Origin of the sequence: Nonomuraea maritima (genome assembly GCF_900100395.1) — a bacterium.
In the GTDB taxonomy this organism is placed as follows: Bacteria; Actinomycetota; Actinomycetes; order Streptosporangiales; family Streptosporangiaceae; genus Nonomuraea; species Nonomuraea maritima.
Genome location: NZ_FNFB01000001.1, coordinates 144,048 through 156,107 on the forward strand (window position 1 = coordinate 144,048; position 12,060 = coordinate 156,107).

The window sequence follows — 12,060 nt, forward strand, 5'->3', positions numbered from 1 at the left end:
CCCGGATCTCGGGCAAGCGCCCACCGGTTCGGCGCCGGCGTTGCTCACACACGGAAGGTTGCATCATGGCCGGCCTCGTGTCACGAGGATTTTCTGGACGTCGCCGTACCGGCGACGTGAAGCTGCCGCCGGGGCAGTACCTCACCGAGGACTTCCCCGTCCTGTCGTCCGGGCCCACTCCGCAGGTGCGAACCGAGCGGTGGGAGTTCACGATCACCACGGAGACCGGCGCGGAACACCACTGGGACTGGGCGGCCCTGCGCGCCCTGCCCGCCGAGCGTTTCACCACCGACCTGCACTGCGTCACCAAGTGGTCGAAGCTGGGCACCACGTGGGAGGGCGTCTCGCTCGACACGCTGTTCGCCGGCGTCGAGACCACCGCCGGCTACGCCCTGGCCCACTCCTACGGCGGCTACACCACCAACCTGCCGCTGGAGGACCTGCTCGGCGGGAAGGCGTGGATCGCCTTCGGCTACGGCGGCAAGGACCTCGCCGCCGAGCACGGCGGTCCGGCCCGGCTCCTGGTGCCCCACCTGTACCTGTGGAAGAGCGCCAAGTGGGTCCGGGGGATCCGGCTCATGAACGCGGACACACCCGGGTTCTGGGAGGGTGTCGGCTACCACAACTACGGTGACCCATGGCGCGAACAGCGATACTGGAGCGACTGACCTGGCGGGTCGGCACGGTGACGGAGCTGCTCCAGGAGAGTCCGACCGCCCGCACCATCGTGCTCCACATACCCGGCTGGCCAGGCCACCTCGGCGGTCAGCACGTCGACCTGCGGCTCACGGCTCCCGACGGCTACTCGACCCAGCGTTCCTACTCGATCGCGTCGGCGGCCGACGGCGAACGGGTCGAGCTCACCGTGGAGGAGATCCCCGACGGGGAGGTCTCGCCGTACCTCACCCAGGTCCTGGAGGTGGGCGATGCGCTGGAGCTGCGCGGGCCGATCGGCGGCTGGTTCGTATGGCGGCCTGGCCCGCCCACACCGGTGCAACTCATCGCGGGCGGCTCCGGTCTGGTGCCTCTGATGGCCATGATCCGCGCCCGGGCCGCAGCGCCCGGCACCGGCGTCGCGCCGTTTCGGCTGCTGTACTCCGTGCGCGAGCCCGAAGCCCTGCTGTACGCGGCGGAACTGGGCGAACGCGCCACGGACGGCACCGGCCTGGAGGTCACCTACGCCTACACCCGGCTGGCCCCGGAAGGACACGAGCGTCCTCCGGGGCGGGTGGACGCGGCCCTGGTCCGCGCCGTCACCTGGCCACCGGAAAGCAGGCCGTCGACCTTCGTCTGCGGCCCCACCGGCTTCGTGGAGAGCGCCGCCGGCCTGCTGGTCGCCGCCGGCCACGACCCGGCCTTGATCCGCACCGAACGATTCGGCCCCACGGGAGGACGCCCATGAGCACGAACGACGACCACCATCTCGACGCCAACGCTGCGGGCGGGGCGCTGCGCGAGATCTTCAGCGTCGACGTCACCGCGGCCGGCACCTCGTGTGCCACCTGCGCGCACAGCTTCACCTTCGCGGAGGCGCTCCTGCACGCGTGGGCCCCCGGCCTGGTGGGCCGCTGCCCGGCCTGCGGGGAGGTCGTGTTCCGCCTGGTCCGCGCGCCCGGCCGGGCCTGGCTCGACCTGCGCGGCACCACCTGTCTCGACATCCGCATGCCTGAGGGGCGTTGAGGTGCCCGCGACGGGAGCGATGTGATGTGCGAGGGTCCGGCCGATGGCACATGAGGCGATCGAGCGTCGGTCGCGACGGCCCTTGTGGGCCGCGGAGCGGCCCGGCTTCGAGTGGGGGACGGCATCGGCCCGTGCCGGGTCAAGCGTCACCATGCCGAACGTCGAGGACACTGCGGGCTTCATGTCCTGGCTGCCGGTGTGGGTATTTGATGTCGAAGGCGGGCCTTTCGGACCTGATCCGGGGCAGCGAGGGGAAGTTGTGCCGCGGCGGCGGGCAGGAGGTGGCCCACTCCAGCGAGTTGCCGTACTTCCACGGGTCGTCGACCGTCACCTTGGCCGCCACCCGGGACGTGTGCCAGATGTTGAAGAGGAAGACCAACGTCGAGGCGCCCAGCAGGAACGCGCCGACCGAGGAGATCATGTTCAGCGTGGTGAACCCGTCGGCCTGACTGTAGTCGGCATAGCGGCGCGGGAACCCGATCGCCCCGAGCCAGAACTGCACCAGGAACGTGATCTCGAAGCCGATGAACAGCGGCCAGAAGTGCAGCTTGCCGAGCCTTTCGTTGAGCATCCTGCCGGTCATCTTCGGCCACCAGAAGTAGAACCCGGCGAACATCGCGAAGACCACCGTGCCGAAGACGACGTAGTGGATGTGGGCCACCACGAAGTAGGTGTCGCTGACATGGAAGTCGAGCGGTGGCGAGGCCAGAATCACGCCGGTCAGGCCACCGATGAGGAACGTGACCAGGAATCCGACGCAGAACAACATGGGCGACTCGAACGACAGGTGGCCGCGCCACATGGTGCCGATCCAGTTGAAGAACTTCACCCCCGTGGGCACGGCGATGAGGAAGCTCGTCATGGAGAAGAACGGCAGCAGCACCTGGCCGGTGACGAACATGTGGTGCGCCCACACGGTCATGGACAGCCCGGCGATCGAGATGGTCGCCGCCACCAGGCCGATGTAGCCGAAGATCGGTTTGCGGCTGAAGACCGGGATGATCTCGGAGATGATGCCGAAGAACGGAACCGCGATGATGTACACCTCCGGATGGCCGAAGAACCAGAACAGGTGCTGCCACAGCATGGCTCCTCCGGTCTCCGGGTCGTAGATGTGCGTGCCGAACTTGCGGTCGATCTCCAGTGCCAGCAACGCGGCGGCGAGCGTGGGAAACGCCAGGAGCACCATCAGCGCCGTGAGCAGGGCGTTCCAGGTGAAGATCGACATCCGGAACATCGTCATGCCGGGCGCCCGCATGCAGGTGATGGTGGTGATGAAGTTGACCGACGTGAGGATCGTGCCCAGGCCGGACAGCACGAGCCCCATGATCCACAGGTCGGCGCCGATCCCCGGGGTGAAGGTGGCGGTCGACAGCGGCGTGTAGGCGACCCAGCCGAAGGACGCCGCGCCGCCATCGGCGAGGAAGCCGCTGACCACCATCAGCCCGCCGAGCAGGAACAACCAGTAGCCGACCGCGTTGAGGCGCGGGAAGGCCACGTCGGGGGCGCCGATCTGCAGCGGCACGAGCACGTTCGCGAACCCGGCGAAGAGCGGGGTCGCGAACAGCAGAAGCATGAGGGTGCCATGAATGCTGAACAGCTGGTTGTACTGCTCGCGCGTGACGAACTGCAATCCCGGCTCGTACAGCTCCGCCCTGATCACCATCGCGAGGAGGCCGCCGATCAGAAAGAAACCGAACGACGTGGCGAGGTAGAGATAACCGATCACTTTGTGGTCGGTCGTGGACAACCAGGAAACGACCAGTCGCCCGAAGCCGCTCTGTGCGCGCGGCACGAGAACAGGTTGACCCCGGCGAGGCTCGGTCCTGGTCATGTACATATCTCCTGCCGCTGGACGCGTAGAGGGGGACCCAGGCGGTTTTCCCCGTCCACTGCGCCGTCAACCGATCCGGCCCACCGGCGCCCTGCCATGGTCCGTACTCATGAAAGCCGGGTCACAGGAAGCGGCCGTCCGTATCGGCACGCTCAAGGGTCGGTCATGTGATGGCATTCCACGGATGTCTCGCATTGTTTCCGCTGAGGAGGTGGTCGGGCAGCTCAGGAGCGGCGCATCTCCCGTCCTGCTTGTACACCCGGGACGAACGGAGCCGCTTTCTGATTTCGCAACGGAATGTGCGCCCAACTCATGGCGTACGGGTTGACCTCGAAAAGCCACCGACGATCGGCGTACGCCGATATTTCGCCCATGGTCGAAGTTCGCACTTCTTAGAACCAGAGCTCCAGTTGCGCCGTGGATGATACGTCCGGCGCACGACGCGAAGCACGGAAAACGTCAGAACCACCTGCGAAAGGGGATCGCAGCATGGGAACGTTTCACACCACAGCCGACCGCGTCCAGGGCACCGCCGCTGTGACACTGAGATACGGGCTGGTGCTCAATCTGATGGTGATCGGGCGGCTCAAGTTCGAGGACTACGAGGTGGACAACATCCGTCCGCTGCTCGTGTCCAGCCCGCCGTTCAGCCGTCTCACCCGGATGTTCGGTGAACGGAAGATCGCCAGGATCATCGGTGTCAGCGAGATTCTGATCGGTGGGCTGATCGCCGCCCGGCCGCTCGCGCCCAAGGCCTCCGCGCTGGGGAGCCTCGCCGCCACGGCGATGTTCGCCACGACGTTGAGTTTCCTGGTGACCACTCCGGAAGCATGGCATCAGCGCCGTAAGGAGCCGAAGCTGTCACCTGCCGGGCAGTTCCTGATCAAGGACGTCGTGCTGCTGGGGGCGGCGCTCTTCACCGCGGCGGAAGCCCTGCGGAAGGTCCGGCGGCCCGGCGGCTCCGCGGCACACAGGGACCGCGGCTGACCGCCGGCCCGTCCGGCGAGTCGCGCACCTACCGTGCCAGGTCCAGCGACTCGCCGGGCGGGCCGGTCACGTCGGGGAGCGGGTCGCGTGCGGCGATGACCGTGAACAGGGTGGCGACGAGGGCGAACGCGCCGTACCCGGCCGCGATGTGCGGCACGGAGAACACGCTGGAGAGCTGGGCGGAGATGAGGCTGGGAACGGTCGCGCCGCTGTAGCTGAGGAGATAGACCACGGCGAAGATCGAAGCCCGCTCGGTCAGCCCGCTGCCGTGGAGCAGGCCCCGGGTGACGGCGCTGATGGCGATGCCCTGCGCGGCCCCGGCGACGATGGTCGCGGCGACGAACAACGGCAGTGCTCCGGTGATGATCGCTGTCAGCATGCCGACCCATCCGGTCAGGAAGCCGAGCATGCCGATGCTCTGGGCCGCCGCCGGTGAGAACCGGCCGCCCAAGGGGGCGCCCACAGCGCTGGGGGCCATGTAGGCGGCGAACGTCAGTCCGAGGACGAGCGGGCTGTCGGTGTGGAGCTGGTCCTGCACCAGCGCGGGCACGAAGGCCTGGTAGAAGGACCCGGTCGCCCAGGTGGGCAGGAGCACCGCGGCCGCGACGGGAAGCAGCCGCCTGACCCGTACCGGTACGCGCACGCTGGGGCGCAGTGACCGCCAACCGCCCGGGGCCGGTGTCACGGTCTCCGAGCTGATCGCGACGAGTACGGCGGACAGCACGAGCAGAGCGACGACGACCAGGTAGATGAGGTCACGTGGCCAGGGGCCGAACTGGACCAGGGCGCCTGAGGCGACGGCGCCGACGGCGAGACCGAGCATGACGGTCTGACTGGAGGCGACGGCGGCCAGCCAGACCGGCCTTCTCGGCGCGGCGTCCACGATGTAGGCGGGCAGGCTGCTGCTGGCCAGCCCGGCGCCGAGACCCATCAGGAGCCGTCCGGCGATCAGGACGCCGATGTGGTGCACGTTCAAGAGCACCAGGCAGCCCAGGACGAGCAGTGCGAGGCCGGCGATCGCGGTGGGCCGTCGGCCCACATGGTTGGACAGCCGTCCCAGCACCAGCAGTGTGCCGAGGGTGGCGGCCGAGTAGGCGACGACGGTCAGCGAGATGCCGGCGTTGGAGAACCCGTCCTCGGCTCGGTAGATGTTGAACAGAGGGATCGTGGAGCCCACCGCGGCGAACACGGCCACCAGGGAGAACACCGCGGAAACGAACGTCAGCCGGAGCTTTCCTTCCCGGCGGCCCGGGTCGGCCGCTGGGGTCACATGTCGCATCGAGCCGTCTTTCTTTCGTGCTGGACCATGCGGCGTCTCAGGGGTGCGCACATGGTCCGGGGTGATGGGGTGTGGGATCGCGGCGCCGTCCTCACTGCCTGACGGCGAGCGTCACGAACCGTGCCGCCAGCCCGGCGAGCACGGCGGCGGCGAGGACGATGAAGCCCGCCGTGAGGAACAGCGCGGGCAGGGTGGTCGACGAGACGAGGACCGCGCCGAGGCCGGAGCCCACCGCCAGGGCTATCTGGAGATTCGTCACGTTCACCGCCGACGCGGCCTCCGGGGTTTCGTGGGCCGCGTCGAGTATCCAGACCAGCGTTCCCGGGTTCACGACTCCCCAGAACAAGCCCCACAGCACGAACAACAGGCCGGCCGTCCAGGGCATGGTGCCCGCGCTCGCCAGCCCGACGAGCAGGGCGGCGACCGCCGTCGCGGTCCCGGCGAAGCTGCCGATCACCCCGCGCCTGAACAGCGATCCTGCCACGAGTGAGCCGGCGATGCCGGCGCAGCCGTACAGGACGTACAGCAGGGAGATCACGCTGCTGGACAGGTGCGTGTGGTCCGTCAGGAACGGGGTGATGTACGTCCAGGCGGCGAACTGCCCGATGAACACCACCGCGCCCGCCGCCATCCCGAACCGGGCGGCCCGCCGCTTCACGACTGCCACGAGGTCACGCAGGTGCGTGCGCCCGTCCGGCGGAATGCCGGGCAGCAGGACCGTCTGCGCCACCACGACGAGCAGTGTCGCCGCCGCCGCGATGGCGAAGGCCGCACGCCAGCCGACGACGTCGCCGAGGAACTGTCCCGCCGGCAGGCCCACCACGGTCCCGCCCGAGATGCCCGCCGCGATGACGGTGATGGCGCGGGTGCCGCCCGCCGGTCCCACCAGCTTGGGTCCGACCGGCGAGACCACGGTCCAGAAGGCGCCGAGGGTGGCGCCGAAGAGCATGCGGGCGATCAGCACCAGGACGAAGTTCGGCGCCACCGCGACGACCGCGTTCGCCACCAGCACCGTCAGCCCCAGGACGAGGATGACCGAGCGCCGGTCGAAGCGGCCGGAGCCGAGGAAGAACAGCGGTGCCGACACCGCGGCGCTGAAACCGGGCACGAGCACCATCAGCCCCGCGAGTCCGAGTGAGACGTGCAGTCCGCCGGCGACCTGCGGCAGCAGCCCCACCGGCAGAGTCTCCGTCATGACGATGACGAACGCGCCGAGCGCGACGGCGCCGACGGACGCCCAGCCCCGCCTGCTGCCTGGCGCCGCCGCTGCGGTGGCTCCCGCGGCGTCACGGTCGCCCGCGTACCGGCTCGGGACGGCCGCGGCGCACGACGATGCCGCGACGACGCGCACCTGCGGGACGCGGGATTTCTCCGCCGGCTCTCCGTTTTCGATCACGTATCTCCTCGTTCGTCGCACACCTTCGACCGGGCTCCGCTCCGGGAGCGCCCCGAGGTGTGTCTTGGGGGAAGCCGCCGCGCGGGCGGTCAGGACGTCACGTCGCGATCGGGCTCCATGAGTCCGTCGCGCGGCCGGCTCAGCCCTTGATCAGGTCGATGATGTGGCCGAAGTCGAGGTGTGACGCGAGCGCCGTCAGGTCTCCCCTCACGAGCTTGGCCGCGGCCGCCTGCGCGGCTCCCAGGGCGTGCGTGTAGGGGTCGACCCCGAGGCTGATTCTGCGGACACCGATCGTCTGGAGCTCGGCGAAGGTGGCCGTGTCCTTGGGTCTGACGAGCACGTTGACCGGCTTGGGGGCGACCGCCCTGATGACCGCGCCGATGGAGGCCATGTCCGGCAGGTTCGGCGCGTAGAGGACGTCGGCTCCTGCCTCCGCGTAGGCGCAGAGGCGGCGGATGGTGTCGTCGAGGTCGGAGACTCCCCAGATGAGGTTGTCCGTACGACCGGTCAGCACGATCCGTCCGTGCGCGGCCTCGGCGGCGGCCTTCATGCGGCGAACCGCGTCGTCGAAGTCTCGGATCGGGCTGGAGGGGTCACCGGTGGTGTCCTCGACTCCGATGCCGGCCAGACCACGGGCAACGGCGGCGTCGACGGTGGCCCGGACTTCGTCGGGGGTCTCGCCGTAGCCGTCCTCGAAGTCGCCGTTGATCGGCAGCCCGCTCACGGACGTGAGCAGGGCGGCATGGTCGAGGTGTGTGTCACGACTGACGGCGTGGATGCCGTCGATCCGACCCAGCGTCGCCGCGAAGGCCGCCGAGGAGGTCGCGACGGACTTGAACCCGGCCTCCCTGAAGAGCAGGGCCGAGGGGACGTCCCATGCGTTGGGCATGATGAACGTGTCGGGGCCACGGTGGAGTTCGACGAACTGTTCGTAGCGCGCCTGGGGTGCGAGGTCAGACATGGCGGCAGGTCAGCTTCATTTCTCGATCCATCTCATGCGGGTCTGCGTTCACCGCGGCCCGGTTGTCGTTTCCCCAGCGACGCGCGGACAGATGTTCCGCCTCGTTCCGGAAGTCGCTTCCGCGGCCGAGGGCACCTGCGTGCTTCGGATGGTTGGCCGACGCCTTCGGTCGATCCGGCCAACCACCGGAAATCGGACTATTTAGTCCATAGTATGGCATCACAGGACAGCTCGCCAAGAGTGTGCGCGGCCCCGGCCTGCCGCTGAAGCGCGTCATGTGTTCGTTGCGGGCGACATCGCCCTGGTCGTGCTCGACCGGTCGATCGAGGGCACCGGTCCGCGCCACGTGTCACGGGGGCTCATGCTGGTGTGGATCAGTCAGATCTCGGTGAGCGCATCCGTCTGCTCCGCCTCCGGCGGCGCCGCGATCGCCGGTACGTCGAGGTCGTATCGCCGCAGACGGAACACGTCGAGTCTCGTGCCGTAGTACTTGGCGGTCTGTCCGACCCAGTCCATCCCCATGCGCCGCGCGGCGGCCGCGGCGCGCCGGTTCGCCGGACGCGAGACGGCGAAGACCTCGTCGATCCCGGAGGTGAAGGCGTAGTGGGCGATCGCATGACCGGCCTCACCGGCATAGCCGTTTCCCCACCGGTCACGAGCGATCTGGACGCTGATCTCGGAGTCGATGTCGTCGGGAGGCAGCGGCAGCAAGGAGACCGCGCCGACGGTGTGGCCGGTGGCGCGGTCGGTGACCTTCCAACGGCCGAGCGGTGGCTTGACGGCCGCGCCGTCCGCGACCCACCTGGACACCAGCTGCTGCATGGCGGCCGCGTCAGGAACGCGGCTCATCGCCGGCGCCAGCCATCGAGCGACCTCTTCGTCGCCGAAGATGCCCAGGGCCGCTTCGACATCGGACATCGTCCACGGAGCAAGTTGCAGGCGCGCAGTCCGGATCAGTGCTCCGTCGACGTCGACCGAATGCGAGCTCTGAGGCATCTCTGTACTCCTCCACGTCGGCGATCGCACCGGGTCCGGTGCGATCCGGGCGTTCGTCAGTTGGCGCCTTCGCGGGGTGCGCGGTCGGGCACCGTCGCGCGGCCAGGGAAGCGGCTGTCGACGAGTTCCTTGTATTCAGGATGGTCGGCGATGTAGTCCGCCACGAAGGTGCAGTAGTTGGTGAGTTTCAGGCCCTGCGCTCGCAGGTCGTCCAGCGCGTGCTTGACGAGCCGGCTCGCGATCCCTCGGCCGCGGTACTCGGGCTCGACGATCGTGTGGCTGAGCGTCACACGCTGCTCGCCTCGCGGGGTGTGGTAGACGATCATGCCGACCACCTGTCCGTCGACCACGGCCTCGTACGATCCGCTGTCGCTGTTCTTCTGTACGTTCATCTCGGGGTTCACTTGGTTCTCTCCTGATATCTGCGTGAGCAGCGCGGTCCGCGCTGCCCGGGTTCGGGCGGCCCGTCCGGCCAGGGGCCATCGCAGCCCACGACGCCCACCTTCGCTGTGCCGACCCGCCGCCCGGCGATCACGTCACCGGACCTTACGGACGAACGCGAATGACCGTCTTTCCCTTCACCCGCTCGGTCGGGTTGAAGGCGGCGACCGCGTCGTCGAGGGTCGCGACCTTCCCGATGGTCGTCCGCAGCCGTCCGTCGCGCACCCGCCGGGCGATCTCGCCCAGCTGACCACGGTGAGACACGACGACGAAGTCGATCGCCACCCCGTCGGCGGGACGCGCCTGCGGCGGCCCGGCGATGGTCACGAGCGTTCCCCCGGCTCGCACCAGGCCTGCCGACCGCCTCGCGATGTCGCCACCGATGACGTCGAGCACCAGGTCGACTCCGCCGACGTCTTCCAGGGTGTCGTTGTCGAGGTCGACGAACTCCTGCGCGCCGAGGTCGAGCGTCGCCCGACGGTCGGCGGCGCGGCCGGTGGCGATGACGTGGGCGCCGGCCTCTCGTGCGAGCTGCGTCGCCATCGAACCGACTCCACCTGCCGCGCCGTGCACGAGAACGCTCTGCCCCGTTCGGAGGCGACCGTGCTCGAACAGCCCCTGCCACGCGGTCAAGCCCGAGATCGGCAAACTCGCGCCCACGGTGAAGTCGATGTCGGCCGGCAGCGGGGCGAGGTTGCGCGCCTCGACGGCCGCGTACTCCGCCAGGGTGCCGTCGCGGGTCCAGTCCGTGAGGCCGAACACCCGCTGCCCCACCGACAGCCCCGTCGTGCCGTAGCCCAGAGCGGTGACCACTCCGGCCAGCTCGTGCCCGGGGATCGACGGTGTCCGGTCACGACCGAGCCGGTCGGTCCAGGTCGAGGGCCACGTCAGCTCCCCCGTGGTGAATCCCGACGCATGAACCTCGACCAGCACGTCGTTCAACGCCGCCTCAGGCCGGGGTCGCGTCGCCAGCGTCATCCCGGCCGTTCCCGCGGCTTCGTCCGTCACCACGATCGCCTTCATCCGGCACCCTCCCTGCATCCGGCCTCGCCGCCGTTCTGGACTATATCGTCCATAAAAGTACCAGTACGGCACACCCGGCCAGGACCATGATGCGTCGCCATGGCGGCCGATCGGTCGACGCCATGTGGGATCATCGGGCGTACTGGTCCAGTTGTCGACGCATACCCAGGGCCGCCCACGCCCCACCACAGAGAACCAGGGCCGTGCGGGACCTTGTAGTCCACGCGACAGTCCACGCAGTGTGATCGGACGCGGTAGCCTGAGGAGTGTGAGCAGGCCGGAGAACGCACAGCCGGAGCGGAGGCTGACGCCCCGTGGGGCCGCCACCCGCGCCCGCATCGTGGCGGCCGCCGTCGAGCTGATGTACATGAAGGGCGTGAACGCGACCACGCTGGACGACGTCCGGGCCGCGAGCAACACCAGCAAGTCCCAGCTCTACAACCACTTCCCCGACAAGGAGGAACTGGTCCGCGCCGTCGTCGCGGCGCGCGCCGCACAGGTCCTGGAGCGCGAACGCGGCAATCTTGAGCGCCTGAAGTCGTTCCGCGGCCTGGTGCGCTGGCGCGACGCGCTGGTGCAGCGCAACGCCCTGCAGAACGGCGCCTACGGCTGCGCGCTCGGCTCCCTGGCCAGCGAGCTCGCCGACCAGGACGACCGGGCCCGCGCCACGCTCGCCGAGTCGTTCGTGGAGTGGGAAGGGCTGCTCGCCGCCGGCCTGCGGCGGATGCGGGACGACGGGGTGCTCAAGCCGGACGCCGACCCCGACAAACTCGCGACCAGCCTGATGGCCGCCCTGCAGGGCGGCTACCTCCTCGCCGAGACCGCGCGCGACATCAAGCCCATGGAGATCGCTCTCGACATGGCGCTCGACCACGTGAGGTCGTTCCTCACAGCGTGACGGCGTGGGCGCGGACGTAGCCGAGCGCCGTGTCCAGGGCCACCTCCAGCCGGCGTACGTCGCGGGTGGTGCGGGCGAGCAGCAGGCCACCCTGCAACGCGGCCATCAGGCCGGTCGCGAGCCTTTCCGGATCGGCGTCCGCCGCTAGTTCGCCGCTTTCCCTGATCCTGGCGAGCCCGCCCGCCAGGAGCGACTCGCAGGCCGCGATGCCCGCGCGCACCGCCGACCGTCCTGCTTCGTCGCCATGGGCGAGCAGCTCGGCCAGTTCGCCCAGCGGACAGACCCCGTCGCCGCGCCGCTGCTCCAGACGGACCACCTCGTCCCGCCAGCGGACGAGGTCGCGTACCGAGTGCAGGTTGTTCCTCAAGGGTTCCTGAATCGCGAGCAGCCCATCGATCCCGGCTCCGACCGCCTCCCCCGTCGGAAGCTCATCGACACGGCCGCCATCCTGGCCATAAGGGTCCACAAGGTCCACTATAGGCGATATCTCCCCGAGTCGCTGCCCGTCAATTGGACTATATAGTCCTGAGCGAACCAGGTCGGTCCGGGACGGCGGTGGCCGGCA

The 12,060-nt window shown here is 69.2% G+C and carries 13 protein-coding genes; 5 read left to right on the top strand and 8 right to left on the bottom strand.

Features of this window, described 5'->3' with window-relative positions:
• Nucleotides 1-65: 65 nt before the first annotated feature.
• The 3 genes from BLR04_RS00780 to BLR04_RS00790 are packed head-to-tail and all read left to right on the top strand — an operon-like array spanning nt 66 to nt 1,680.
• Nucleotides 66-668 carry a sulfite oxidase-like oxidoreductase gene (locus tag BLR04_RS00780; protein ID WP_090758489.1) on the top strand — a complete coding sequence of 201 codons (603 nt, stop codon included), beginning with the start codon at nt 66-68 and terminating at the stop codon, nt 666-668.
• Nucleotides 638-1,402 carry a ferredoxin reductase gene (locus BLR04_RS00785; protein ID WP_090758491.1) on the top strand — a complete coding sequence of 255 codons (765 nt, stop codon included), beginning with the start codon at nt 638-640 and terminating at the stop codon, nt 1,400-1,402. The genes BLR04_RS00780 and BLR04_RS00785 overlap by 31 nt, the downstream gene beginning before the upstream one ends.
• Nucleotides 1,399-1,680, top strand: coding sequence for a DUF6510 family protein (locus BLR04_RS00790; RefSeq protein WP_090758493.1), 282 nt, complete (start codon nt 1,399-1,401; stop codon nt 1,678-1,680). The genes BLR04_RS00785 and BLR04_RS00790 overlap by 4 nt, the downstream gene beginning before the upstream one ends.
• Nucleotides 1,681-1,819: 139 nt before the next feature.
• On the opposite strand, the gene ctaD is transcribed toward BLR04_RS00790, so the two are convergent.
• Nucleotides 1,820-3,520, bottom strand: a complete 1,701-nt coding sequence (gene ctaD / locus BLR04_RS00795; protein ID WP_090758495.1) for an aa3-type cytochrome oxidase subunit I — start codon at nt 3,518-3,520, stop codon at nt 1,820-1,822.
• A 483-nt stretch (nt 3,521-4,003) separates the two neighbouring features.
• Between ctaD and BLR04_RS00800 the strand changes: the two genes are divergently transcribed.
• The gene (locus BLR04_RS00800) at nt 4,004-4,501 is read left to right on the top strand and encodes a YkgB family protein (RefSeq protein WP_090758497.1); all 498 of its coding nucleotides are present in this window, start codon (nt 4,004-4,006) and stop codon (nt 4,499-4,501) included.
• A 28-nt stretch (nt 4,502-4,529) separates the two neighbouring features.
• On the opposite strand, the gene BLR04_RS00805 is transcribed toward BLR04_RS00800, so the two are convergent.
• From BLR04_RS00805 to BLR04_RS00830, 6 genes are all read right to left on the bottom strand, one after another.
• Entirely contained in the window at nt 4,530-5,780 is a 1,251-nt protein-coding gene (locus BLR04_RS00805; protein ID WP_090758499.1) for an MFS transporter, read from the bottom strand.
• A 91-nt stretch (nt 5,781-5,871) separates the two neighbouring features.
• Nucleotides 5,872-7,176 carry an MFS transporter gene (locus BLR04_RS00810; protein ID WP_090758501.1) on the bottom strand — a complete coding sequence of 435 codons (1,305 nt, stop codon included), beginning with the start codon at nt 7,174-7,176 and terminating at the stop codon, nt 5,872-5,874.
• 139 nt (nt 7,177-7,315) lie between these two features.
• Nucleotides 7,316-8,137, bottom strand: coding sequence for an isocitrate lyase/PEP mutase family protein (locus BLR04_RS00815; RefSeq protein ID WP_090758503.1), 822 nt, complete (start codon nt 8,135-8,137; stop codon nt 7,316-7,318).
• Nucleotides 8,138-8,515: 378 nt separating this feature from the next.
• Nucleotides 8,516-9,133, bottom strand: a complete 618-nt coding sequence (locus BLR04_RS00820; RefSeq protein WP_090758505.1) for a GNAT family N-acetyltransferase — start codon at nt 9,131-9,133, stop codon at nt 8,516-8,518.
• A 56-nt stretch (nt 9,134-9,189) separates the two neighbouring features.
• The gene (locus BLR04_RS00825; protein ID WP_218128674.1) at nt 9,190-9,537 is read right to left on the bottom strand and encodes a GNAT family N-acetyltransferase; all 348 of its coding nucleotides are present in this window, start codon (nt 9,535-9,537) and stop codon (nt 9,190-9,192) included.
• Nucleotides 9,538-9,679: 142 nt separating this feature from the next.
• Complete coding sequence (locus BLR04_RS00830; RefSeq protein WP_090758507.1) at nt 9,680-10,597, bottom strand: NADP-dependent oxidoreductase; 918 nt, start codon at nt 10,595-10,597, stop codon at nt 9,680-9,682.
• 268 nt (nt 10,598-10,865) lie between these two features.
• On the opposite strand from BLR04_RS00830, the gene BLR04_RS00835 reads away from it, so the two are divergent.
• Nucleotides 10,866-11,495, top strand: coding sequence for a TetR/AcrR family transcriptional regulator (locus BLR04_RS00835; RefSeq protein WP_218128675.1), 630 nt, complete (start codon nt 10,866-10,868; stop codon nt 11,493-11,495).
• Here BLR04_RS00835 and BLR04_RS00840 read toward each other — a convergent pair.
• Nucleotides 11,485-11,862: a TetR family transcriptional regulator C-terminal domain-containing protein gene (locus tag BLR04_RS00840; protein ID WP_090758509.1), complete on the bottom strand. Its 378-nt coding sequence runs from the start codon at nt 11,860-11,862 to the stop codon at nt 11,485-11,487. The two genes, BLR04_RS00835 and BLR04_RS00840, sit on opposite strands and share 11 nt — an antisense overlap.
• Nucleotides 11,863-12,060: the final 198 nt, after the last annotated feature.